This is a genomic window from Acidobacteriota bacterium, assembly GCA_021161905.1.
Lineage (GTDB): Bacteria > Acidobacteriota > B3-B38 > Guanabaribacteriales > JAGGZT01 > JAGGZT01.
This window is the reverse complement of record JAGGZT010000020.1, coordinates 1-23,077: the sequence shown is the minus strand read 5'-3', so window position 1 is coordinate 23,077 and position 23,077 is coordinate 1. Positions and strand designations below refer to the sequence as shown.

Below are 23,077 nucleotides of genomic sequence, written 5' to 3'. Positions count from 1 at the left end.
CGTTCTCAAATCGTAGGGATAAATTCTCTCTATCTCAAGTCAACCATTCGCCTCTTGTAGCCGGCTTATCTCTTTTTTAATTTCTTCGATAACCTCTTTATTGAAAATAACTTTTCGGCGTCCCTCCTTAATAGATAACACGACAAAAACTCTACCTCCGAATTTCTCGGTAAATTTATTGTGGGAATTTTGATAAATATCTCGCCATTTTCTCTGATATTCAACCGCATATTCAAAAGATATAGGCTTTATCTGGAGACCAATGTAATGCTTTCCTATCTTGATAAAAAAATCCACATTGAACACTCTATCCCACTTATCTGGTGCAGGTTCAATTTTAGCCTGAAGTATCTCGCTAAGTTGACCGTAAATAGTATGTTTCTCTAAAAGATATCCTTCATAGGTTCTATTAATAACTAAATTATAAATATATTCCAAACAATCACTCTCAGTTACTTCTTCCACCTCTGAATGAATAACTTCACTTACTTTAATATATAACCTTTTCCCTATAGAAGCCAAATATTCCTTAGGATCTAGACTTATTTTTTTACTTTCTAAAAACATCTTCAATTTTTTAAAATAAAATTGTTGCCATTCAGAAAGATCTTTTGGTGCACATTCCCTAATCCAACTGGAAACGGGACCAACTCTATTCTTCTTATTTAGTCCCCATCTCCCAACCGCCATATTCAGAATCCACTCTTTAGCCATTGATACTATTCCTTAACTTTAAAAAGCGCGACTTGTATCTATATTCATAAGAGGTATCAACTTCTACCAACCCTCGCTTTATAAGATGGGCATTTATAAATGTCCTATTTCTCAAATATAAATAGCATAAAAGAAAATCACTTCCTTTATTAGGATATAACAAGCTATCAAATTTAAAGAAAACCTTTCGTCCTTTTAGCCTTTCTTTTAAAAAATTCACCGCCTTTTCAGCTGTTTCCCTCTTTTCTTTTACCCCAATAAGTTTAATCTTAAGACCATTATCCAAAATCAAAGACTCTGGTGTAATAACTTCTGTCACTCGATAAAAATTATCACCTTTTTGCTGAAAAGAAGACACTTTAGAACCAAAGTTAAACTTTTTGGGATCCGTTACCTTATCGAACTTGCCCGGATCAGAAAAAATATAAGGAAGTTCCCTCACTTTTTTCTCGAAATCTACTTCTAAATTCCCCTGTTCCACTATTTCAATTTGGGCATTTGTAAATAAATCTCCCTCATTAACCCCTAGTTTAGCCTTAATCAATGGCAGAAAGTCCTTATTTATTTCATACCCAATAGAATTCCTTCCTAAATCCTTTGCCGCTCTAGCAGTGGTGCCACTCCCTAAAAAAGGGTCTAAAACTGTATCTCCCACAAAACTAAACATCTTGATCAACCGCTTAGGAAGCTCTATAGGAAACATCGCTAAATGTTTTTCCTGTCTCTCGCCGGGAAAATTCCAATGACCCGAAAAATATTCATTCCATTCTTTATCACTCAGCCGAGATAGCTCTTTTAGCTCCCTCTTCACCTTGGGTGCTCTCCCAGGCTTTCTAAAAATGAGGATAAATTCATAGTCTATCTTTAATATTCCATTCCTTGGATAAGGATAAGAACCCATAACCGTAGCTCCACCGGTAGTATTACAAGTAGTAACTTTCTGCCAAATTATCGCCCCCATATAGTCAAAACCTATACTTTCACAGAACTTAATTATCTCAGTTCTAATTGGTATAACCTTATACCTCCCATAATATACTGACCTAGCAAACTGATCTCCAATATTAATACACAAACGACAACCTTTATGAAGCACCCGTAAGCACTCTTTCCATACTAAGTTCAGATTGTTTATATAATCTTCATAGCTATCATAAAAACCTATTTGTCCCACTACTCCATAATCTTTCAATTGCCAGTAAGGAGGCGAGGTGATTATCAAATGAATCGATTCATCGGAAACCTCCCTCATAACGCGGGCATCCCCAATGATAACCTTATGGTGAGTATATAGATCCATCCTTTTAATAGTATCCCTTTAGAAAAAACTAATCATTAACTGGCGGAGGGGGTGGGATTCGAACCCACGCTCCGGCAGAACCGGAGAGCGATTTTCAAGACCGCCGCCTTAAGCCGCTCGGCCACCCCTCCATCCCCTAATATATATCGGAAGAAGCTCCACTTCAACCATTAGGTAGAATAAGGGCAGAAACGAGGAAAGAAAAGGAAAATTATTTGAAAGTTGGACCAAGATCGAGGAAAATATATTTAGAAAAGAAAGGGGAGAAAAAGGGAAATGAAAAGGACATCCTTTCTAACAATTGCTTTCCTCCTTAGCGGGATCCTCCTCTCTCCTTCTATCCTGAGTCAGCAGAAGAAGATTACCAATAAGGAGATAGATAGCTATATAAAAACCTGGCGGGAGAAGATCGCCCGTTACCTGATAACCAAAGAAGAACAGAAGATATTCAAGAAGCTTAAGACAAGGGAAGAGAAGCTCCAGTTTATCAAGTTCTTCTGGGATCGACGGGATCCGAATCCAAAAACATCGAGAAACGAGTTCCGGGAGGAAATCCTCCGTCGCATTGCTTATACGGATAAGGCGTTTCGTATTGGTAAACGACCGGGCTGGAAAACACCGATGGGGCATCTCTATATCGTTTTCGGTCCCCCTTCCGAGGTGCAACAGGGGATGACCGCCGATCTCAGGAAATACCTTGCTTGGACCTACTACCGGACCCCAGGCGATGTGCTTCCTATGCACTACACGGTGGTATTCATAGATTACTCGGGAAACGGCGATTACCGGGTAGCAGACCTAAGCTATATGGGTGAGATGTATTCCCATTGGGTTTCGGAACAGATACATAATCCAGCTGGCTCACCATATCTACCGCCAACACTGATCAACGCTATAGAGAAAATAAAGAAGAAAATGATCGTGAACAAAGAAATGAAATTCGAGCCGAGTAAAGGAAAATTGAGGGAGAAGCGGACCCTTACTAAGGGATCCCTTCCTTTTGTGCTTAGAGTGGATTATTTTCTTGGCTTAGACGGGAAAACGGATGTACTTTTTTGGGCGGGGTTTAGGGTAAAAGACCTCCTTTATGAGGAGAAGGGGAAAACGCTATCCCCTAAAATAGAGATAGAAGCCTCACTCAGCGGAGAAGGAGGGGCAAAGACAAAAAAGGACATCTCCTTCAAGATAGACAAAGAGGAGATCAAAAAAATTCCGGAAGAGCGATTGCCATTTTTCATAGTGCTCTCCGTTCCTCCTGGAGAATATACTATGGATTTCAGCGCCTGTGATCTCATCAGCGGAGGTAAAGGGGCGATTGAGCGCAAACTCACCATCCCCGACTTGACCAATAAAGGGCTCCGTATGTCCAAGGTCATCCTTGCAGAAGGGGTAAGGAGAGGTTCGGCGGAAGATAAAAACGGAATAAACCTTGGGGGGTATCAGGTCTTCCCCTTGAAAGGGGGCATTCTAAAAAGAGATGCTCCCCTGACCATCTTTTTCCAGTTAATCGGGCTTTCGCTCGATGACAAAACCAAAAAGAATTCGGTGACGATCTCCTACTCTTTTTACAAGGATGGTGAACTCGCTTTATCCCTTCCCAGCTCGGCGGTAACCTCTACTGATTCCTCGACCTTATTTGTGATAGAAACCATTCCCGCCTACGCCTTCCCTCCAGGGGACTACCAGCTCATAATCGGAGTAGAGGATATGATAGCCAAGAAGAGTTTCTTCTCTTCGAGGATACCGTTCATCGTAATCGAGTAGGAGAACCCGTTTAGATCTTGGGAAGCTTTATCTCTCCAGATACGGGATGTTCGGTAAGGACAGCGATCTTAGGCACCTTTACCTTGAACCGAGAAGCACGCACCTTGGCGATCACCTCTCGGATGAAATCGTCGGCAAAGCCGAGCTTTTGCAAGGTAGGAAAGTCTGCCTCTCTCTCTATCAGATGGAATAAAAACCGATCGAGTTCAGAATAGGAATAACCGAGCTCTCCCTCGTCAGTCTGCCCCTGCCACAGATCAGCGGTGGGCACCTTATCTATGATCCGCTCCGGCACCTCTAAATGGCGAGCAAGCTGACGAACCTGGATCTTATAGAGATCGCCAATTGCGTTTAGGGAACAAGCGGTATCACCGTAGAGGGTGCCATAGCCCAACAGTAGTTCCGTCTTGTTGGAGGTCCCGAGGACAAGGGCATTATGTTTCTTGGATAGATCGAAGAGGATAGCCATCCGCTCCCGCGCCATCTTATTCCCCCGTCTGATCTTATCCGCTTGGGGCTCATAGGTATCGAAGTAGGCGTCGATCATTGGGGTGATATCGACCTTCTCGCTTTTGATGCCGAGTTTCCTTATCACCCGCTCCGCATCAGCTACACCAGAAGGGGAGCTCGTTTTATAGGGCATCATCACTCCGACAACCCCGTCCTTTCCCAGCGCTCTCACTGCAAGGTAGGCAGAGGTAGTGGAATCAAGCCCTCCAGAAAGACCGATCACCACCCGGGAAAAACCCGCCTCCTTCACCGTCTCCTTGAGGAAGTTAACCAATCTCTTCTCTACTGAAGAGGTATCTATAAATAATTCCTCCATCTTCCTTGCCTCCTTTGCCATTTAGGCTTATATTTTAGCCGGTACCGCTTAGAAAAGACAAGAGGAAGGATTTGGTATTGACAGGTGCTGGTTTTTGTGATATCTAAGATTACTTCAAAACTGATGAGGAAGGAGTGAAGGTAATGTACGCAGTAATAACCACCGGGGGTAAACAATATCGGGTTTCACCAGGTGATCTTTTAAAGGTGGAGAAGCTGGCAAAGGAAAAAGGGGAAAAGGTTGAGTTCAAGGAGGTGCTCCTTTTAAAGGACGATAAAGGGATAAAGGTGGGAACCCCCTACCTTCCTAATGCCAAAGTGGTTTGCACCGTTTTAACCGAAGCAAAGGATAAGAAGATAATCGTATTTAAGAAAAAAAGAAGAAAGGGCTACCGCCGGAAGCGGGGGCATCGTCAGTGGTATTCTCTTCTCAAGGTGGAGAAGATAACCGCTGAGGCGGCAAAGCCCAGAAGAAAAAAGAAGGAAGAAGAGGAAAAAAAGGAGGCTTAGCTTATGGCTCATAAAAAAGCCGGAGGTAGCTCCCGTAATGGACGGGATAGCAAAGCAAAACGGCTGGGGGTGAAGCGGTTTGGCGGACAAGTAGTTACCGCTGGCTCCATACTCGTCCGTCAGCGGGGCACCAGGTTCAAACCTGGGCTAAACGTGGGAAGGGGTGGTGATGACACCCTCTTTGCTCTGGTTACCGGAGTAGTGAAATTCGAGAATAAGGGACGAAAGGGTAAATTCGTCAGTGTCCTCCCGAGCGAATAAATCCCCCATCTTCTATCCCCAAATGGTGGCTGAACACCAGTGGTGTAAATGTTCGTCGATCGGGTAAAGATATATGTCAAGGCGGGAAATGGCGGAAGGGGTTGTGTGAGTTTTCACCGGGAGAAATTCGCCCCTCGAGGAGGACCGGATGGTGGGGATGGAGGAAAAGGGGGGGATGTCTACCTCAAGAGTACGGAAGAGGTGGATGACCTTTCCCATCTTGCTAAACGGCTGAGATATAAGGCGGGAAATGGCGGCGGAGGTTCGGGAAATAACCGAAGTGGAAAGAAAGGAAGGGACATAATCATACCCGTTCCTCCTGGTACTATGGTCCTCGATGGGGAAAAGGGCGAGTTGATCCATGATTTCACCAAGCCGGAGGAGCTCTTTCTGATTGCTAAAGGAGGACGCGGAGGAAGAGGCAACGCTCATTTCGCCACTCCAACCAATCAAACACCGCATTACGCTGAACCCGGCGAAGAGGGTGAAGAGCGGTGGCTAATACTCGAACTCAAGCTGATAGCCGATGTTGGGCTGGTAGGACTTCCCAACGCTGGCAAAAGCACCCTTATTTCCCGTATCTCAGCTGCCCATCCCAAGATCGCTTCTTATCCTTTCACCACCTTAAATCCAAATTTAGGTGTAGTTGAACTTCCCGATTATCGCCGATTCACCGTTGCCGATATCCCAGGGTTGATCGAGGGAGCGCATAAGGGGAGCGGATTGGGACATGAGTTCCTCCGCCACATCGAAAGGACGAGGCTCATCGTTCATCTTGTTGACATCTCCTCAGCCGATCCAGAGGAGGTTCTCCATAAGGTAGAAACGATAAACAAGGAACTTGCCACCTATTCCAAAGAACTTCCGAAGAAGGTACAACTTCTGGTGGGAAACAAGATAGATTTGATAAAGGAGAGAAAAAAGATCGAGAAAATAGCCTCGAAACTGAAAGAAGCGGGTTGCGAAATGATTTTCATCTCCGCCCTTACTGGAGAGGGGGTGCCTCAGCTGGTGGAGAGGATGGCGGAACTTCTCTTCAGTTCGGTCAAGAGGGGCTGATATGGAAAAAGAGGTTCAAAAAATCGGCATCTTTGGTGGTACCTTCGATCCCATCCACTACGGCCATTTAAAGACGGCGAAGAGCATCCTTGAGGCGGTGGGACTTGATCTAATCTATATCGTCCCCTCCTATATCTCACCCCACAAACCAGCGGGTGAGATCACTCACGCCATCCACCGCTATGCAATGGTGGTACTCGCTACCATCGATGAGGAAAGGCTCGTCCCCTCGACCGTGGAGATAGAGCGGAGCAAACCCTCCTATACCATAGACACGATTAAGGAGTTTAGGAACCGTTTCCCTGAAGAAAAGATCTTCTTCATAACCGGAAGCGACTCCTTTGCCGAAATTACCACCTGGAAGGATTATGAAAAGCTCCTCGGAGACTGTCTCTTCTTAGTGAACCTAAGGGCAGGGGTTCCCTTTTCTCGGCTCAACCACCTTCCTCAAGAGATAAGGGAGAGGACGGTCGAACTTACCTCCTCCAATCCCAGTGAGGCGGAGAGGGCGATCAAGGAGTGGGGAGAAAGAAAAGGTGCCTCCATCTTCCTGGTAAAGACGCCTGAGATACCCATCTCATCTACCGAGATCAGGGAGAGAATAACAGCGGGGAAAAGGTTTGACCACCTTCTTCCGGAAAGGGTGGCGAGATACATTGAACGGTTAAACCTCTATCGCTAAGATGGGAGAGGAGAAAGCGATAGACAAGAAGAAGATAGCTTGGCAGGTGAAAGAGGTGATAAGGGCGATAAGGGAGAAGAAGGGGTTTGACTTGACCGTCCTCGATGTGCGGGAGATCGCTTCGTTCACCGACTATTTCATCATCTGTAGCGGGACATCGACGAAACAGACCCAGACCATCTCCGACGCGGTTAGGGAGGAGTTGGAGAGAAAGGAACTATCCCCATATCACATCGAAGGATATGAGTACGGGAAATGGATATTGATCGATTACATCGACTTTATCGTCAACATCTTTCTCCCGGAGACAAGGGAGTATTACGAACTGGAAAAGCTTTGGGCAGATGCGCCAAGGATCGAACTGGATAAACTTGAAGAATGAGGTCAAAAATGGGGCTGACCAAGAAAACCTTGGAGTATTATAAAGAGAAACTTCAAAAGAAACAGAGGGAGCTTTTACAGTATTACCTCAAGAATAGGGATTACACTAAGGAAACTCCTGACGATGGCATCAGGGATCTGGCAGATCAGGCAGCGCTCGAATATGAACGGGAGTTCCTCTTTGCCCTTTCCGATGCTGATCGCCGCCTCCTCCGGCTTATAAAGGAGGCACTGGAGCGGATCGCCAAGGGAACCTACGGTTACTGCCAGGAATGTGGCGAAAGGATAAGCAAAAAAAGGCTTGATGCCGTTCCTTGGGCAAGGCATTGTATCAAATGCCAAGAACTTCAGGATAAGGGGTTAATTAAATAAAAACCGAACATTTTTTGTGATTTTGGGGTTATAATAAAAGAGGGTGTGATCTTTTAGAACGAGGGGTAGTTTTATGAATTTAAGAACCTTTTTCTCTCTGTTGCTTATATTCGTAGTGGTGAGTTTCCTCATCCTTGTAGCTGCTCTGAACAGAGAGCAGTTGACCTTAAACCTTTACTTCTGGAAGTTCACCGGCTCATTCTGGCTCTTCCTTTATATCTTCCTCTTAGCTGGCTTCCTTACCTCGGTCATCTGGCTCCTCATCAGGAACTCCCGCCTTCTCCTCGCCAATTTAAGGGAAAAAAGACGGAGAGAAAAGGAGGAGAAGACCAGAGAGCTATATATAAAGGCGATGGAACAGCTCTCCCAAGGAAAGCCCGAAGAGGCTTTCTCTACTATCGAAAAGATACTGGAGGAAGACCCGAAAAACTACCAGGCTCTCCTCGCTGGTGGTGATATCCTTCGCCTCCGGGGAAAATATGAAGAGGCGGTAAACCTCCATTTAAGCGCCAAGATGATAAACCCAAGCGATCCGAAACTCCTCCTCTCCCTCGCCCAAGATTACATTGGAGCAGGGAAGGAAAAACAGGCCATCTCTCTTCTTAAAAAGCTCCTTAAAGAGAAAGAGACAAAATGGCAGATCTCCGCTTATCGAGAATTGAGGGATATCGCTACCAGAAAGGACCGGATAGAGGAAGCACGGGAACTTACGGAAGAGATTATTCGACTGGTTCGAGAGGAGGAAGAGGAAAGGAGAAAAGAGGAGGAGGTACTCTTGGGACTCGACTATCAACTCATCCTCCTCCGCCTTGACGAAGGGAAGAGAAAGGAGGCCTTAAACTCCCTCCGGAAGATAATCAAGAGCCACCCTAAGTTCATACCCGCCTATTTCCGGCTCTTCAAGATCCTCTACCAGGAGAACAAAGGGGGGGAGGAAATGATACTCGATGGCTTCCGGGCTACGGAAAACCCTCTCCTCCTTAAACTGGCGGAGGGATATCTCCTCTCCCAGGAGGACCCCACTTATGCTATCTCTCTTTACCAAAAGGCACTGAAGGAGGCATCGCGCGATATTCCAGTGAGGTTCTATCTCGCCAAGCTCTATTATAAACTCGAGATGATAGATGAAGCGATGGCCGAGGCAAACGAGATCGACGGCAGAATAGAGTACTCCTTCGATATCGATCTCCTCCTCGCTGAGCTCTACCTCAAACGGGGAGATTACCGGGAGGCAACCCAAAGGCTTAGGAACATCATCGAGCGGGCAAAACTCTTTTATGATTATTACCGTTGTCGCCTCTGTGGAAAGACCTATGAGGCGTGGCAGGAACGGTGTGATAATTGCCTCCGTTGGAATACGATAGAACTCATCATTCCAAAAGAGCTTGCCTCTCCAAAGGAACTCACCCCTCCTGAAGCACCAGTTCATCCGCCCCGGGTGGATTGATATATAAATGAACGGGCTGCGGAAAATCCTCTTCAAGGGGAAAGAGGCAATTTTATCTCTTATCTATCCCGCCTTCTGTTTAAGCTGTGGTAAGTTTATCCCCGAAGGATTCCTCTGCCCCCAATGTCTCAACGAACTGAAACTTATATCTCCGCCCTTCTGCCCCCTATGTGGTCTTCCCTATGACATCTCCTACCCCAGTAAACACCTCTGTGCTGAATGTCTCTCGGGAAAGCGACACTTCAAGATGGCGCGATCCGCCTTTGCCTATGAAGGGGTGGGACGAGAGCTGATTCATAGCTTCAAATTTGGGAAAAAGAAAACGCTTCTTCCCTTCCTTTCCCAGCTTATGTGGAAAGCCCTCTCCTCCTATCCCGAATTACTCAGTGTTGATCTGGTGGTTCCCGTTCCCCTCCATCCCAAGAGAGAGCGAGAGCGGGGTTTCAACCAGTCGGCACTCCTTGCAAAGGAGATGGCAAAAAGGACGGGTTTGCCCTTTACCTCAAATCTTCTAAGAAAGGTAAAACCCACTCCACCTCAGTCCTCTCTTACCCGAACGGAGAGATTGAAGGTAGTGAAAGGGGCTTTCACCGTAGCAAAAAGGGGGAACATCTCCCTCGGCGGGAAAAAGATCCTCCTCGTCGATGACATCCTCACCACCGGGGCGACCGCCGATGAATGCACTCGCACCCTCCTTTCCGCTGGAGCCAAGGAGGTTTTCGTCTTTACCCTTGCTCGAACCCCATAGTTGATGGATGAAACATCAGGCAAGCTCTACCCGATTCCTGCCACTGGTCTTAGCTCGATAGAGGGCGCGGTCGGCAAGCTCGATCAGCTCCGAGGGTTTCATCTTCTCCTTATATTCGGCAACACCGAAACTAATGGTTATGGTAAGCCTTCCCGCTGGGGTGGAAAAGAGCTTCTCCTCCACCCTCTTTCTTATCCTCTCTGCCATAGCGAAACCCTGATCGCCGTTGGTATCGGGAAGAATAATGGCGAACTCCTCGCCCCCATATCTCGCCACCGTGTCCGAAAGTCGAGTATCACCCTTCAGAATAAGAGCGATCCCCTTCAGGATCAGGTCTCCCACTTGATGTCCGTAACGATCGTTTATGTTCTTAAAGTGATCGAGGTCCCCCATAAGAAGGGTGAGCTTAGTCCCATAACGCTCCACCCGAGCTATCTCCCGAGCCAAAGCCTCTTGGAAGAAACGATGGCTATATAGATTGGTTAGTCCATCCCGCTGGGAGAGATCAAGGGTATACCGATAACGAAGGGCGTTGCCTAAAGCGGCGGCAAGGTGCTCTGCTACCGCAGTCACCACCCCCAAGTCCGCCTCGGAAAACTCCTCCCCATTCACCTTATCATTTAAATTGAGCACCCCGATGAGCTCATCTCCCAATACCAGTGGCACCCCGAGGTAAGAGCTCGACCTATACTTAACCTTATTGGAGATACCGAGCTCCTTCTCCACATCCTTAACCAAAAGGGGTTCCTTCTGCGAGGCGACCTTACTTATGAGGGAATCCCTTTCTGCCGAGATGACGATCTCGATATTCTTCCCCAAATCTGGGTGATTATGTCCAAGGAGGCGGAGGGTCTTTGCCCTCGGATCGTAGAGGAAGATGGAGCAGAGCCTAATCCCCAATATTCCGGGAAGTTCAGAAACAGCGATCTTCACTATCTCCTTAGGGTCCAACACCGAGTTCAACCTCTTACTCAGCTGGTTGAGCATTACCACCTGCTCGTGAGAACGCTTAAGCTCCTGATAAAGCCTGGTCCGTTCGAGGGCGAGGGAGAGGTTCAAGGCAAGGTCCTTCAAAAAACCAAAGTCCGCTTCCGGGGTTATCTCCCCGCCAAAACTTGCCAGCAACACTCCAAAGAAACGCCCTCCCACCTCAAGGGGGAGAAAGGCAAGGGATTGGGCTTTATCTCCAAAAAAGTTCCTTTCCCGTTCTGACCAAATCTGAGGAAGGATCTTTTTCACCAAGAAGGGTCGTTGATAATCGAGAAGAAACCGAAGCCTCCCACTTCTTAAACCAACCTCATTGGAATCATAAAGAACCAGTTTTTTCTCCTTGGGAAGATATCGAGCTATACAGCTACTTCCCGTACCTCCCTCAATAAAAGAGAGGGAGAGCAAGTGGGGAAAGACCTTGCTCACCTCCTTCCCCAAAAGCAACAGAGCCTCAGGAAAATCGAGGTTAAAAAGAAGGGAACGACTGAGCTTAGCTCCCGCCCTCAACCTCTTGATAAGCAACCTCGCCCTTTCTTCCGCCTGTTTTTGCTTGGTTGTATCCATTACAAAGACGAGAACTCGATCTACCTCCCCTCGTTCATTCCTGAGTGGAGTGCCAACCCAGCTGAGATAAAGCTTCCGGTCAGCAATAGGGGTGATGAAAGCAGCATCTCTTACCTCAAACGGTCTCCCCTCAGTAAAGGACTGACGGAGATCATCCAAGATGCCAAAGAGCTCCATCGTCTCCAACGAGAATATGCTTCGTCCTACCAGTTCATCAGGGCTTAAGCCCATTATGGAAAACAAGGCGGGATTTCCAAAAATTAGGTTTCCCTCCCGGTCGATCAAAGCGATACCAAAAGGTGATTGTCGAACTATCTCCTCATTAAGCTGGCGATGTAATCTAAGCTCGCTCTCAAGCTTCTCTCTGAAGGATAACGCTTGACGATAGGAAACCACTCGCTTTATACTCCCGAGAAGAAGGGAGAAATCGGCAAAGACCTCATCCTTGGTGAGATAATCATCAGCTCCCAGTTTAAGCGCTTCCTGCGCTACCCTCTCGTCCCCCTTGCCGGTGAGAAAAATGAAGGGGATCTTCCGATCCCCTGAGCCAAATTCCCTAAGAAGGAAAGTCCCCCGCTCCTCACCGAGAACATAATCGGCTACTACTACATCGACCTCCTTCTCCTTCAAGATCTCTCTTGCCTCGGAGAGAGAGGAGACACACTCCACCTCTATCTCCTGTTCCTCAGTTAGGTGGAGTCTTATAAGCTCGCTGTGGTCGGGTTCGTCCTCGAGTAGAAGAACCCTTACTCGTCCCTCCTCCATATTCCCTCCCCCAGGGAGAAAGGTTACTTCTTACTAATTATACTATAGGTATCCCGGGCGATCACCAACTCCTCATTGGTGGGAATGACCAAACCCACTACCTTGGAATCGGGGGTGGTGAAGATGCGCTCATTCTTCTCATTCTTCTCCTTGTCCACCTTTATCCCAAGGAATCCTCCATATTCGAGCACCTTTTCCCGCAAGTAAGGGCTATTTTCGCCCATTCCCGCAGTAAAAACAACAGCGTCAAGGCCACCCATCGCCATTGCATAGGCGCCGATGTACTTCGCCACCCGATATACAAATATCTCAAGCGCGGTCTTCGCCCGTTCATCCCCCTTTTCCGCTGCCGCCATCACATCGCGCATATCCCGGTTGCCAGAAAGACCGAGCAACCCGCTCTTCTTGTTCATCAGGTTATTCACTTCCTGAGGGGTGAGCCCCTGCTTCTCGATGATGAAGAGCGGGATATAGGGGTCCATATCACCAGCCCTGGTACCCATCACCAACCCCTCAAGCGGGGTGAAACCCATCGAGGTATCCACCGACTTCCCATTCTTTACCGCGGTGATACTGCAACCATTTCCCAAATGACAGGTTACTATCTTGAGCTCGGTTAAGTCCTTACCAAGTATCTTCGCTGCCTCGAAGGCGACATATCTATGTGAGGTCCCATGGAAACCGTAGCGACGGATGCGATATCTCTCATACTGCTCGATGGGAAGTCCATAGAGGTACGCCTTTTTGGGCATTGTTTGGTGGAAGGCGGTATCGAACACCGCCACCTGAGGCACACCGGGAAGAAGCCGTTTACAGGACCTTATGCCAAGGAGATTCGGCGGGTTGTGAAGCGGTGCCAACTCGATGCACTCCTCGATCGTCTTCTCAACTTCATCGTCTATTAGAACCGATTCATAGAACTTCTCCCCACCGTGAACTACCCGGTGTCCTATCCCCTCTATCTCCTTCATATCCTTGATCACTCCATGGCTCGGATGAGTAAGGAGGTCGAGCATCAACTTGATCCCCAACTCGTGATTGGGGATGTCCTTTTCCACCACCGTCTCCTTTTTATCCTTTGGACGATGATAAACCGCCGATCCGGAAAGTCCTATCCTATCTACTAACCCCTTAGCAAGAAGCTCATAATCCCCATTCTCAATCTCAAAGAGCTGATATTTTATGGATGAGGACCCAGAGTTTATAACCAATATCTTCACTTCTTTTACCCCCCCATTAGGTTAAGGTTATTAATTAAATAAAATTATCACACACCCTGTGCCTGTATTACTGTAATGGCGGTTATACCTATGATATCCTCTGCAGAACAACCTCGTGAGAGGTCGTTTACCGGCTTGGCAAGCCCTTGAAGGATGGGACCATATGCCTCAGCCCCCCCTAATCTCTGGGTAAGCTTATATCCGATGTTGCCTGAATTTAGATCGGGGAAGATGAGCACCCGAGCCCTACCAGCAACCTCGCTCCCCTTCGCCTTCTTCTCGGCGACCTTGGGGACTATCGCCGCATCGAGCTGAAGCTCACCGTCTATCTTGATATCAGTGCCATTAGGATAAAGACTGGCAAGACGCTTCCTGGCTATCTCGGTCGCCTTAATCACCTTTTCCGTCATCGGGCTTTTCGCCGAGCCCTTGGTAGAATAGGAGAGCATCGCCACCAGCGGTGGTATCCCGAACGCCTTGGCATTGTGGGCAGCATCAAGGGCGATCTCGGCGAGCTGTTCCGGGGTTGGGTCCTCCACGATGGCGCAGTCGGCAAAGATATAGGTTGTCTCGGGAAACACCATAAAGAAGAAGCTCGATACAGTGCTCGAACCCTCCTTTGTCTTGATGATCTGAAGGGCGGGACGGACCGTTTCCGCGGTGGTGTGGGTGGAACCGGAGACAAGCCCATCAGCCTCCCCTTTATAGACCATCATCGTCCCGAAGTAGTTCGGGTTCTTCATCGTTTCGAGGGCTTGCTCCTCAGTGATCCCTTTATGTTTCCGGAGCTCATAAAAAACATCAGCATAAGGCCTAAGTTTGTCAGAAGTAACGGGATTTATCACCGTTACCTTGTCCAGAGAAACAGCCCGCTCAGAAAGTCCCTTTTTGATCACCTCCTCCTCTCCAAGGAGGATGACTTCCGCTATCCCCTTCTCCAATATCCCTTTGGTCGCGGTAAGCACTCGCTCCTCGGTCCCTTCGGGAAAGACTATCCTTTTGGGATTAGCGGTCGCCTTTTTCATTATCTCAGCGAGAAAATCTTCACTCTCCATCATCAACCTCCTTACGATGATTCCATCTTAAGTTTAGAGAAAAAAATAACTTCTCAAAGCCTATTAAGTTTTGAAATATCCATAAAAACTCATATCTCTTTATCGGTGTTATGATAGCAGTCTTCTATTAAATTGTCAATATCGTTTTAAAAAAAAGAGGGGAAAAGAACCCCCTCTTTTTAGGTGATATGGGTTATCAATGAGGGCTATATCCGCTCCAAAGCCAGTCGATAGAAGGTGTAATAACCCAAAAGCCTCATCGCATAATCTGCGGTCCTGAAAACCGGGATCCCCCCCACCTCGAGGGCGGATACCATAGGATCGTACCTGCCACCACAATCGATAACGGCGATAAGCGGTTTCTCGGTCTCTTTATTGAGCGCTATAACCCGCTTCACAACGCTCTCCTCACGCTCAATACTCTCCTCGTACTCTGGGCTTGGAGGCAAGGTGTTTAAGGCAGCGGTAAGGGGAACAAGGGACAAGATAATGGAGTGAACACCATCATCCTCGATAAGCGCCCGGATGCATTCCGCCACCACTTCGTCAGTCGCCATTGGGGTGAGGTCAAGGGGATTGTGGATATCGATGATGGCGTCTATCTTCCTTAAGGAAAAGGCAGAGGCGATCCTTTTCTCGGTCTCCGGCGAAAACTTGGCGAGGCGGAGTTCGTAGCCTTCCCCTCGGATGTTGTCAGCGAAGCCGACGCACTCGAAACCAGCGTTGCTAACCGCTGCCACTCGATCTCCCTTAATCTTTTTCCCCATCTCGGCGAAGTAGGAGGCGAGCTTGGTCAATCCCTCAAATTCGGCAAAATCCCGAGCAACAAGTACTCCTGCATCCCTCGCCACTGCCTCAAAGACATAATAATCACCAGCTATTGAGGCGGTATGACCCGAGGTGGCATCCCTTCCCTCAGCGGTACGCCCCGCCTTGTAAGCGATCACATCCCGTCCGGCGGCGAGTATCTCCCGCGATATCCGGGCAAAGGCGATGCCATCCCCCTCCTTGAACCCCTCGATATAAACTCCGTAAACCGCTATCTCCGGATCATCCTTGAGATAAGCCAAATAATCGGAGATGGTGAGATCGACCTGGTTTCCCACCGATATCCCGTACCGGGGCTCGAGCCGGGGCAGTTTGGTCATCCGGGAGATCATAAAGGCACCGCTTTGGCTGATGTAGGCGATGTTCCTCGCAAATACCGGCACTCGTTCCCACTTCCTCTCGGGGATGAACAGGGTATCATACCGCCCGGGGACGGAGTGAATGCCAAGGCAGTTCCCTCCATTGATCACCGGAGCATCCTTCCCCTGGGAACGCCTCTCAGCGAGGAGTTTTTTTATCTCCTCCTCCCGGCTCTCTCCACCCTTTTTTTCCGCCATACCGGCAGGGATTATAATGATCGATTCAGCCTTCTCCTCCTCAACCGTCTCCCTGATGAGGGAAGGGACTTGATCCGCTGAGATGGCAACGATCAGGGTATCCACCTTCTCCGGCAGTGAGGAGACATCGGGGAATGCCCGACAGCCATCTATCTCGGAAACCCCCTTCTTCAATATATAGAGCCGTTCCTTGGGAAAACCCATCCCGATGATATTTCTCAGGATGATCCGTCCCATATTCATCTCCTTGCCCGAAACCCCAATGATGGCGATGCTCTCCGGAATAAGGAGTTTCCCCACCTTATCCGTCGGACGAGGAATGGGCTTTTCTCTTCTCCTTCTGAACTTGAGAAGACCATCGAGAGGGACAAGCCTCCCCTCGTTCGCCACCAATGGGTTCACCTCGAGCTCGGTGATGACGAAGGGGGATCTTTCCTCATAGTCGGAGTAATAACGAGCGATCTCAGCGAAGGCGAAAACGACCCGCTCCATCTCCTCCGAGGAAACCACCTTCTTTCCCCTCCGGGTCTCTCCCAAAAGCTTAAGGGAAATGGCGGGCTTCCTTATAAAGGAAGGGATATCCCCCATTAGAAGGGCAGAGGATACTGAGACCGCCTCTCCCGGCTTCATCCTCTCCGCCAAAAACTCGGTCTCTACCCCACCAACGCCGAAGGCGACTATCGGTCCGAATTCAGAAGTGGTACGGACACCGAGGAGAAACTCACCCTCAAGCCCTTTTCCGGAATAGGGGACGAACTCGGCAACGAGTACCCCGCGGATATCGGCATAAACCCTTTTTTCAAGCTCCTCATCGGAGAGACCTCGATAAGGGGCGGGAGTGAGCTCTGGGTGTTCTCTAAGCCAAGCGACATAGCGAGGGGGAACCTCCTCAATCATCTTTCTTGCCCGCTCCACTATCTCCTCCTCTCCCCCCTCCACGATAGCTACTCCAGCAACATCGGTCTTGTGGACGATGGTGGGAGAGACGATCTTCAAAACCGCTCTCCCGGAGAGAAAAGAGGGGAGAGTAATCCCACCTCTTCCATCCTTGGGGATGAAGAAAGTAGCGGGCGTTTTCACTCCCGCTGCCTCGAGTACCGAGTAGACCTCGTGTTCGAAAAGGGAAGATCTTCCTTCTTTTTCTGCCTTTTCTAAAATGAAATCTATTCTTTCAAAATCGATCTCACCCATATCGCTCTCCTCGAGAAGGACAATCGACCAAGCTCCAAACTTTTCAAAATTGAAAGCCCGATAATCAACCGGCTAAGATGGAGAAGAGCTCTTCTTTATCAACCTTCTCCAATGAAAGCCCGAGGAGCTTCTTCGGTACCTCTGCCCGAGGAGATATCTCCCCGGAAAACTCCTTGAGAATGGGGACAAACTCCTCTGCCCGGGAGGAAAGAAGCTTCCCCCAGAGGTCCACACTCTCCGTCAGCGCCTCCCCTGCTTCTATCTTTGAGGAAAGCAGAAATGCGGAAAGTGGAGGAACACCTTCCTCCAGAAGCAAGGTGTAAAACCGCCCTATCCGCTCACCGAAGGCAAAAGCGGAGAGGTTCAACTCCACTATCTTCTCCCCGCGCGGGGAGAAGAGCTCCCCGATATACTTCTTAAGTAACTCCCTATCTAAAGAAAGGTAAGCGGAAGAAGCCCCAAGCATCACCATATTCTGCGCCCGAAAGGAGCCCGCTCTCCGCGCCAGCGACTCTGCATCTATTATGATGTGTTTTTTAAGGGAGAGGATATCCCCCATCACCTTCTCCATATCGGGATAGTTGGGAATATTCCTCACCGGGCTACTGTTGGTTATCAGTATGCCATCGGGAGCGAGATAGGAAAGATAACGCAATCCCTCAATGGGCTCGATCGAGATGATGAGGTCGGCGCTTCCCTTAGGTATCAGGTCGCTGGCGATGGGGGAGGATGAGATCCTGAGATGGGAATAAACAGCTCCTCCCCGCTGAGCCATACCGTGGATCTCTGCCTGTTTGATGTTAAGCCCCGATTCCACCGCAGCCTCGTCGATGACATAGGCTATCGAGAGTATCCCCTGTCCGCCAACGCCCGCCAAGATTATGTCTTTCTTCATTTCTTCTCCCCTCCTTCCTTTCTTTTCCTCGCTGCCACCACACACTCCCGCCGGGAGATGATAACCGAGAGCCCGTGGTAGGCTATCTCTTCGCGGAAGACATCGGCGTTTCTCTCCCTGTTCTTGGGAAGGGGAACGATCACCCGAATGTGTGCCGGATCAACCCCTAATCCTTTAACCAGCTCCACCAACCTATCACCAGTGGCCATCGTATCCTGTCCCCCGGTCATCGCAGTATGTTCATTGTCCATAATCACCACCGTCATATCGGTGTTGTTCTTGGCAGCACCGATGAGCCCGGTCATACCCGAATGGGCAAAGGTAGAATCGCCAATAGCAGCGAGCGAAGGATAAAGCCCTGCCTCAGCTGCTCCCTTCGCCATACCAATGCTCGCTCCCATCTCCACGCAGGAATGGACCGCTCGATATGGAGGAAGAAAACCCAAGGTATAACAACCGATGTCGGAGAAGACACGGGCATTCGGGTAATCAGCCAGGGCGTCCTTCAAAGCGGTAAAGGTATCGGCATGAGGACAACCGGGACAGAGCATCGGAGGCCTTACCGGAAGTTCAAAGGATAGATTAACGGGATACGACCGTTCCTTTCCTCCCAAAGCACGATATACCGCATCCGGGGTAAGCTCACCGGTTATCGGAAGGTCACCGCTCATTTTCCCCCTTATCTTGATGCCCGCGCAATCGAGAAGCCCCCGGAGGGAACCTTCGATCAAGGGGTATCCCTCCTCCACCACCAACAGTTCGGAGACAGAGGAGATGAGCTGTTTTATCTTGTTAAGGGGCAGGGGGTAGGTGTTTACCTTTAAATATGAAACCTTAAGAGAAATAAAGGAAAGCGCCTCAATAAGATAGTTAAAAGCAATGCCGGAGGCGATAACCCCAACCTCTGCCCCAGGCGAAAGATGAAGCTCATTCCAGGGGGACTCTTCAGAATATCGAACGAGCTCCTTCTGTTCCTCGACCAACTCCTTGAACCTCACTCGGGCATTCGCCGGAAGAACCGTCCATCGAGTTAGGTCATCAGTCGGCTTCAACTCATTCTCTTTCCTTCCCTTTCCTGCCTTGATGTTGGCTCGGCTATGGGCGAGCCGGGTAACCAGCCTCACCATCACCGGAAGCCTGAACTTCTCCGAGACATCGAACGCCTCCCGGGTCATCTCATAGGCTTCCTGTTGGTTGCTTGGCTCGAAACAAAAGATCTTGGCAAACTGGGCGTAGAAGCGGTTGTCCTGCTCGTTCTGGGAGCTATGCATCCCAGGATCATCAGCCGTCACCACTACCAATCCACCATCAGCACCGGTTATCGCTGAGTTTATGAAGGGATCTGCTGCTACATTGAGCCCCACATGCTTCATCGAAACAAGAGCCCTTCTTCCCACATAGGAAACTCCCAGAGCTTCTTCATAAGCCGCCTTCTCATTCGCCGACCAGTGACAGCGGATATCATCTTTAGCCACCCTCTGGATGAACTCCTGGATCTGGGTCGCCGGTGTGCCAGGGTAGGAGAAAGAGCCCGAAATACCAGCATGTATCGCTCCCAGAGCCACCGCCTCATCGCCGAGGAGTACTAATTTTTCCATAACATCTACCCCCTCGATTATCATAACTCTTTAACTTTTAACAACATAAAGCTTTCCCTCTATAGTAAGAGAAAGGAATTTGCCTGTCAATCAATTTCGAATCACTTTCCCACAATATGATATAGATGTGATTCATTGCAATGGTGAAAAAATGGTAGAAATGGGATAAACTAAACCCGAAAATATCCGTTTAACTTATTGGAGAGGGGAAAAGAAGGTGAAACGGGGCGGTCAACCGCTCGACGACTATCAACTGATGGAGAGGGTGAAAGAAAGAGAGGAATCTGCCCTGAGAGAGCTCATCCTCCGGTACGAACGGCGGTTATTCCGCATCCTCTACCATCTCCTTCGAGATCCAGCTGAGGCGAAGGATATCCTCCAGGAGACATTCATCCGGGTATTCACTAAAAGCAAGAACTGGGAACCAAGGGCCAAACCAGCTACCTGGATTACGAGGATCGCCATAAACTTAGCTCTTGACCAACTGAGAAGGAAAAAAAGGGAGAAGAAAACCTCGACAGGATGGGAAAACCCCTCCCAGAAACCGAGCCCCTACCGTATATTGTGGGGGAAGGAGGTGGGCAAAATGGTTGAGCGGGCGATAAACTCCCTTCCTAATGGGCAAAGGGAGGTATTTATCTTGAGGCATTATGAAGGGCTATCCCTACAGGAGATAGCTGAGATAAGGGGCTGTGCCCTAGGTACGGTGAAGGCGAGTCTCCATCAGGCGATAACCCGAATAAAAAGGGAATTGGAGGAAGAGGGGGTAGTGGCAATATGAAGGGATGTGAGAGATTCGAAGCCTTGATTACCCTCCACCTGTATGGAGAATTATCCCCAAAGGAGGAGAGGGAACTTCTCACCCATCTCGATCAATGCCCCTCCTGCCGAGCAAGGTATGAGGAGTTGAAGGGGGTCATTGAACTCATCTCTTCCCATTCTACCTATCCCGTGGATTACATCAACTGGCAGCGTTTTCCTGAAGAGGTGATCGCTGAGCTCAAAAGGCGGGGTCATTTAAAGAAAAAACTGATCCCCCTTCCTGCGAAACTCGCCCTCATCGCCGCCTCCGCAGCCCTCTTTTTCCTCCTTCTGATCTACCCGAACATCAGGAGAAAGGAGACACCAGATCTCTCCCGCTATGAGCTGTTGGTGGCGAAATCAGCGGTGGTAGAATACCTTGCGGGAAGCGAAACCCTCCTCCTTAGCCTCGATGAGGGGGGGGAGGGCACTGATATCGTCCTGACCAAGGAGCTTTCCCGGCGCCTCCTTACCAAGAAGAAGTTCATAGATTGGGCACTTGATAAGCCGGAACTGGCTAAGGTACGGGGGCTTGCCAATGAGCTTGAGGCGATAATGCTCAATATAACCAGCTTGGGAGCAAATCCTTCACCGAAAGAGATGAGGGAGATAAGGGATATGGTGCGGGAAAAAGAGCTTATAATGAAGATAAACCTCCTCACCAAGGAGATGACATAGATGAAGCTAAAATCAAGAGATAGCCTTAAGATCATCACCTTGGGGGTTATTCTTCCCCTTTTCCTCGTTAGCATCCTCGTCAGCTTTCCTGGAAAGAAGGACGAGGAGAAGCTCCTCCGAGAGATAAAACTGGCTATGTTTGACCTAAACTTCGCCAAAGCGGAGACGCTTTCGCGGGAGTTCATCGCCCGGTACCCCAAGAGCAAGGATTTAGGAACCGTCCGTTTCTACCTCGCCCGTTCACTGGAAAGACAGGGAAAGTGGGAACAGGCAGCTCGTGCCTACCGTTCCTTCATCAAAACCTATGGAAAGAGCTCGCCCTTAGTCGAAGAGGCGAAGATATCCCTCATCTCCATTCTGGGAAAATTCCTCCGAGAAAAGGAAAAGCAGAAGTACCTCACTGAGCTTTCCTCCTTCCTCTCCGATGCTGACAGGATGGTCGCTTACTACGCTGCCCTCGAGCTCGCTGGTGGCAACGAAGAGGCGAAGAAGAGGGCAAAACCGGTATTATACCGAGCACTTCGTGATCCTTCGCTCGACGAGACGATAAAGGACCGGATTAAACTCGCCATCCTTAAGGTGGATAAGAAGGCGAAGATCATAGAAAAACCAAAGAGGAGAAGAGGTAAAGGGATAAGGTGGATCAAACTCCGGGTCTACGAACCGGGAAAGAAAACCCCTTCGGTGGATTTGAACTTCCCCATCGTATTGGCTGATCTGGTGATAAACTCCCTTACTGAGGAGCAAAAGAAGGAGTTCATCAAGGAGACAGGGATCGACATCGCCAATTTATGGAAGAGCATCAAGGATCTTCCTCCGGGACCGCTCTTCAAGATGATAGACAAGGAATCCGGGGAAAGGGTGGAAATCTGGGTCGAATGATAAACCTACTCCCTCCTTGATCCGTTTAAATAGGTAAAAGGAGGGCAAGAGATGAAGAAAAAGGCTACACTCATCATCCTTCCCCTTATCATTATCTCCCTCGTTACCTTTCCCCTCTTCGGTCAGGAGGTAAAGAGGATCACCTCCAGGAAGGTGAAGGGAACGAGCTTCAAGAAAGCCACCTGGCTCAAGATAAGGGTGTATGAAAAAGGAGAGGAAGGGGCACAGGTGATCGTAAACATTCCGATAAAGGTGGTCAACGCCCTTATGGCACATCGGGAGGAGTTCCTCAAGATAGCGAAGGAAAAGGGTGGCTGTAGCGATGAGGATGTGTTGGCGATCCTGACGATGGCATCAACTTGGGATGAGATACAGAAACTTAGTCCTACTGAATTGGTCGAGGTAGTGGATAAGAAGGAGGGGACAAGGGTCAGGATCTGGCTGGAATAGGATAAGGAAGTTAAAAACGAAAAGCCCGCCTTTCCTTTTACTGGAAAGGCGGGCTTTTTATTATTCAGTTTTTAATCCCGGCAGCGACCTACTCTCCCACACGGTCGCCCGTGCAGTACCATCGGCGCTGGAGGGCTTAACTGCCGTGTTCGGAATGGGAACGGGTGTTTCCCCTCCGCTATGGCCACCGGGAAATCTATATCGAATAGGAAAGGGTCTGAACCCGAATTCGCTCAGGGCGAATTTTATGGCCAAGCCTCACGGCCGATTAGTACCGGTTGGCTAAACGCATTGCTGCGCTTACACCTCCGGCCTATCAACCTCGTAATCTCCGAGGGGCCTTCAGTCCCCCGGTTTCCCGGGGGAAGGGAGATCTAATCTTGGGGCCGGCTTCGCGCTTAGATGCTTTCAGCGCTTATCCGAACCGGACATTGGCTACCCAGCTGTGCCCCTGGCGGGACAACTGGTACACCAGAGGTCCGTCCACCCCGGTCCTCTCGTACTAGGGGCAGCCCCCCTCAAATCTCCTGCGCCCGCGGC

Annotated in this window: 22 protein-coding genes, 1 tRNA gene and 2 rRNA genes; 13 read left to right on the top strand and 12 right to left on the bottom strand. The window is 49.0% G+C overall.

The genetic code is table 11. The features are described from left to right. Positions 1-39: 39 nt before the first annotated feature. The 3 genes from J7L64_03655 to J7L64_03645 form a co-directional block, all read right to left on the bottom strand. Positions 40-714, bottom strand: a complete 675-nt coding sequence (locus J7L64_03655) for an MjaI family restriction endonuclease (protein MCD6451447.1) — start codon at positions 712-714, stop codon at positions 40-42. Continuing rightward, positions 707-1,966: a site-specific DNA-methyltransferase gene (locus J7L64_03650; GenBank protein MCD6451446.1), complete on the bottom strand. Its 1,260-nt coding sequence runs from the start codon at positions 1,964-1,966 to the stop codon at positions 707-709. The genes J7L64_03655 and J7L64_03650 overlap by 8 nt, the downstream gene beginning before the upstream one ends. Positions 1,967-2,054: 88 nt before the next feature. After that, a tRNA-Ser gene (locus J7L64_03645) sits at positions 2,055-2,145 on the bottom strand. A 145-nt stretch (positions 2,146-2,290) separates the two neighbouring features. Here J7L64_03645 and J7L64_03640 point away from each other — a divergent pair. Next, a complete protein-coding gene (locus J7L64_03640; GenBank protein ID MCD6451445.1) occupies positions 2,291-3,778 on the top strand; it encodes a GWxTD domain-containing protein in 1,488 nt (495 codons plus the stop codon). 10 nt (positions 3,779-3,788) lie between these two features. On the opposite strand, the gene J7L64_03635 is transcribed toward J7L64_03640, so the two are convergent. Further along, entirely contained in the window at positions 3,789-4,604 is an 816-nt protein-coding gene (locus J7L64_03635) for an NAD+ synthase (protein MCD6451444.1), read from the bottom strand. A gap of 143 nt (positions 4,605-4,747) precedes the next feature. On the opposite strand from J7L64_03635, the gene rplU reads away from it, so the two are divergent. The 8 genes from rplU (at position 4,748) to J7L64_03595 (ending at position 10,063) form a co-directional block, all read left to right on the top strand. Next, positions 4,748-5,113, top strand: coding sequence for a 50S ribosomal protein L21 (gene rplU / locus J7L64_03630; protein MCD6451443.1), 366 nt, complete (start codon positions 4,748-4,750; stop codon positions 5,111-5,113). Between the two features lie 3 nt (positions 5,114-5,116). Next, entirely contained in the window at positions 5,117-5,374 is a 258-nt protein-coding gene (gene rpmA / locus J7L64_03625; GenBank protein MCD6451442.1) for a 50S ribosomal protein L27, read from the top strand. A 48-nt stretch (positions 5,375-5,422) separates the two neighbouring features. Next, positions 5,423-6,433, top strand: a complete 1,011-nt coding sequence (obgE, locus tag J7L64_03620; GenBank protein MCD6451441.1) for a GTPase ObgE — start codon at positions 5,423-5,425, stop codon at positions 6,431-6,433. A gap of 1 nt (position 6,434) precedes the next feature. Then, positions 6,435-7,115, top strand: a complete 681-nt coding sequence (gene nadD / locus J7L64_03615; GenBank protein MCD6451440.1) for a nicotinate-nucleotide adenylyltransferase — start codon at positions 6,435-6,437, stop codon at positions 7,113-7,115. Position 7,116: 1 nt separating this feature from the next. After that, positions 7,117-7,497, top strand: a complete 381-nt coding sequence (gene rsfS, locus J7L64_03610) for a ribosome silencing factor (GenBank protein ID MCD6451439.1) — start codon at positions 7,117-7,119, stop codon at positions 7,495-7,497. An 8-nt stretch (positions 7,498-7,505) separates the two neighbouring features. Further along, entirely contained in the window at positions 7,506-7,868 is a 363-nt protein-coding gene (locus tag J7L64_03605) for a TraR/DksA family transcriptional regulator (protein ID MCD6451438.1), read from the top strand. 73 nt (positions 7,869-7,941) lie between these two features. Continuing rightward, positions 7,942-9,315, top strand: coding sequence for a DUF1049 domain-containing protein (locus J7L64_03600; GenBank protein ID MCD6451437.1), 1,374 nt, complete (start codon positions 7,942-7,944; stop codon positions 9,313-9,315). 7 nt (positions 9,316-9,322) lie between these two features. Further along, positions 9,323-10,063 carry a ComF family protein gene (locus tag J7L64_03595; protein MCD6451436.1) on the top strand — a complete coding sequence of 247 codons (741 nt, stop codon included), beginning with the start codon at positions 9,323-9,325 and terminating at the stop codon, positions 10,061-10,063. Between the two features lie 15 nt (positions 10,064-10,078). Here the strand turns inward: J7L64_03595 and J7L64_03590 are convergent, their stop codons facing one another. The 6 genes from J7L64_03590 to J7L64_03565 form a co-directional block, all read right to left on the bottom strand. Continuing rightward, positions 10,079-12,382: a diguanylate cyclase gene (locus J7L64_03590; GenBank protein ID MCD6451435.1), complete on the bottom strand. Its 2,304-nt coding sequence runs from the start codon at positions 12,380-12,382 to the stop codon at positions 10,079-10,081. Between the two features lie 23 nt (positions 12,383-12,405). Beyond that, positions 12,406-13,602 (bottom strand): acetate kinase, encoded by a 1,197-nt coding sequence (locus tag J7L64_03585; protein ID MCD6451434.1) that lies wholly within the window; start codon positions 13,600-13,602, stop codon positions 12,406-12,408. A 47-nt stretch (positions 13,603-13,649) separates the two neighbouring features. After that, positions 13,650-14,657: a phosphate acetyltransferase gene (pta, locus tag J7L64_03580; GenBank protein ID MCD6451433.1), complete on the bottom strand. Its 1,008-nt coding sequence runs from the start codon at positions 14,655-14,657 to the stop codon at positions 13,650-13,652. Between the two features lie 206 nt (positions 14,658-14,863). Beyond that, the gene (locus J7L64_03575) at positions 14,864-17,233 is read right to left on the bottom strand and encodes an acetate--CoA ligase family protein (GenBank protein ID MCD6451432.1); all 2,370 of its coding nucleotides are present in this window, start codon (positions 17,231-17,233) and stop codon (positions 14,864-14,866) included. A gap of 64 nt (positions 17,234-17,297) precedes the next feature. Next, positions 17,298-18,128: an indolepyruvate oxidoreductase subunit beta gene (locus J7L64_03570; protein MCD6451431.1), complete on the bottom strand. Its 831-nt coding sequence runs from the start codon at positions 18,126-18,128 to the stop codon at positions 17,298-17,300. After that, positions 18,125-19,726 carry an indolepyruvate ferredoxin oxidoreductase gene (locus J7L64_03565; protein MCD6451430.1) on the bottom strand — a complete coding sequence of 534 codons (1,602 nt, stop codon included), beginning with the start codon at positions 19,724-19,726 and terminating at the stop codon, positions 18,125-18,127. Before J7L64_03565 ends, J7L64_03570 begins: the two co-directional genes overlap by 4 nt. Before the next feature lie 217 nt (positions 19,727-19,943). Here J7L64_03565 and J7L64_03560 point away from each other — a divergent pair, with 217 nt between their 5' ends. The 4 genes from J7L64_03560 to J7L64_03545 are packed head-to-tail and all read left to right on the top strand — an operon-like array spanning position 19,944 to position 22,537. Further along, positions 19,944-20,507, top strand: coding sequence for a sigma-70 family RNA polymerase sigma factor (locus J7L64_03560; GenBank protein ID MCD6451429.1), 564 nt, complete (start codon positions 19,944-19,946; stop codon positions 20,505-20,507). After that, positions 20,504-21,205, top strand: a complete 702-nt coding sequence (locus J7L64_03555) for a zf-HC2 domain-containing protein (GenBank protein MCD6451428.1) — start codon at positions 20,504-20,506, stop codon at positions 21,203-21,205. The genes J7L64_03560 and J7L64_03555 overlap by 4 nt, the downstream gene beginning before the upstream one ends. Continuing rightward, complete coding sequence (locus J7L64_03550) at positions 21,206-22,087, top strand: tetratricopeptide repeat protein (GenBank protein ID MCD6451427.1); 882 nt, start codon at positions 21,206-21,208, stop codon at positions 22,085-22,087. It abuts the gene before it with no gap. A 51-nt stretch (positions 22,088-22,138) separates the two neighbouring features. Then, positions 22,139-22,537 carry a hypothetical protein gene (locus J7L64_03545; protein MCD6451426.1) on the top strand — a complete coding sequence of 133 codons (399 nt, stop codon included), beginning with the start codon at positions 22,139-22,141 and terminating at the stop codon, positions 22,535-22,537. Positions 22,538-22,612: 75 nt separating this feature from the next. Here the strand turns inward: J7L64_03545 and rrf are convergent. Further along, positions 22,613-22,729 (bottom strand): 5S ribosomal RNA (rrf, locus tag J7L64_03540). Between the two features lie 55 nt (positions 22,730-22,784). Beyond that, positions 22,785-23,077: ribosomal RNA gene (locus J7L64_03535) — 23S ribosomal RNA — on the bottom strand; the annotation flags it as partial.

What these genes read in the sequence shown, in the direction of transcription:
- J7L64_03655 (MCD6451447.1), bottom strand. Translation starts at nt 714, where the DNA reads ATGGCTAAAGAGTGGATTCTGAATATGGCGGTTGGGAGATGGGGACTA.
- J7L64_03650 (MCD6451446.1), bottom strand. Translation starts at nt 1,966, where the DNA reads ATGAGGGAGGTTTCCGATGAATCGATTCATTTGATAATCACCTCGCCT.
- J7L64_03640 (MCD6451445.1), top strand. Translation starts at nt 2,291, where the DNA reads ATGAAAAGGACATCCTTTCTAACAATTGCTTTCCTCCTTAGCGGGATC.
- J7L64_03635 (MCD6451444.1), bottom strand. Translation starts at nt 4,604, where the DNA reads ATGGAGGAATTATTTATAGATACCTCTTCAGTAGAGAAGAGATTGGTT.
- rplU (MCD6451443.1), top strand. Translation starts at nt 4,748, where the DNA reads ATGTACGCAGTAATAACCACCGGGGGTAAACAATATCGGGTTTCACCA.
- rpmA (MCD6451442.1), top strand. Translation starts at nt 5,117, where the DNA reads ATGGCTCATAAAAAAGCCGGAGGTAGCTCCCGTAATGGACGGGATAGC.
- obgE (MCD6451441.1), top strand. Translation starts at nt 5,423, where the DNA reads ATGTTCGTCGATCGGGTAAAGATATATGTCAAGGCGGGAAATGGCGGA.
- nadD (MCD6451440.1), top strand. Translation starts at nt 6,435, where the DNA reads ATGGAAAAAGAGGTTCAAAAAATCGGCATCTTTGGTGGTACCTTCGAT.
- rsfS (MCD6451439.1), top strand. Translation starts at nt 7,117, where the DNA reads ATGGGAGAGGAGAAAGCGATAGACAAGAAGAAGATAGCTTGGCAGGTG.
- J7L64_03605 (MCD6451438.1), top strand. Translation starts at nt 7,506, where the DNA reads ATGGGGCTGACCAAGAAAACCTTGGAGTATTATAAAGAGAAACTTCAA.
- J7L64_03600 (MCD6451437.1), top strand. Translation starts at nt 7,942, where the DNA reads ATGAATTTAAGAACCTTTTTCTCTCTGTTGCTTATATTCGTAGTGGTG.
- J7L64_03595 (MCD6451436.1), top strand. Translation starts at nt 9,323, where the DNA reads ATGAACGGGCTGCGGAAAATCCTCTTCAAGGGGAAAGAGGCAATTTTA.
- J7L64_03590 (MCD6451435.1), bottom strand. Translation starts at nt 12,382, where the DNA reads ATGGAGGAGGGACGAGTAAGGGTTCTTCTACTCGAGGACGAACCCGAC.
- pta (MCD6451433.1), bottom strand. Translation starts at nt 14,657, where the DNA reads ATGGAGAGTGAAGATTTTCTCGCTGAGATAATGAAAAAGGCGACCGCT.
- J7L64_03575 (MCD6451432.1), bottom strand. Translation starts at nt 17,233, where the DNA reads ATGGGTGAGATCGATTTTGAAAGAATAGATTTCATTTTAGAAAAGGCA.
- J7L64_03570 (MCD6451431.1), bottom strand. Translation starts at nt 18,128, where the DNA reads ATGAAGAAAGACATAATCTTGGCGGGCGTTGGCGGACAGGGGATACTC.
- J7L64_03565 (MCD6451430.1), bottom strand. Translation starts at nt 19,726, where the DNA reads ATGGAAAAATTAGTACTCCTCGGCGATGAGGCGGTGGCTCTGGGAGCG.
- J7L64_03555 (MCD6451428.1), top strand. Translation starts at nt 20,504, where the DNA reads ATGAAGGGATGTGAGAGATTCGAAGCCTTGATTACCCTCCACCTGTAT.
- J7L64_03550 (MCD6451427.1), top strand. Translation starts at nt 21,206, where the DNA reads ATGAAGCTAAAATCAAGAGATAGCCTTAAGATCATCACCTTGGGGGTT.
- J7L64_03545 (MCD6451426.1), top strand. Translation starts at nt 22,139, where the DNA reads ATGAAGAAAAAGGCTACACTCATCATCCTTCCCCTTATCATTATCTCC.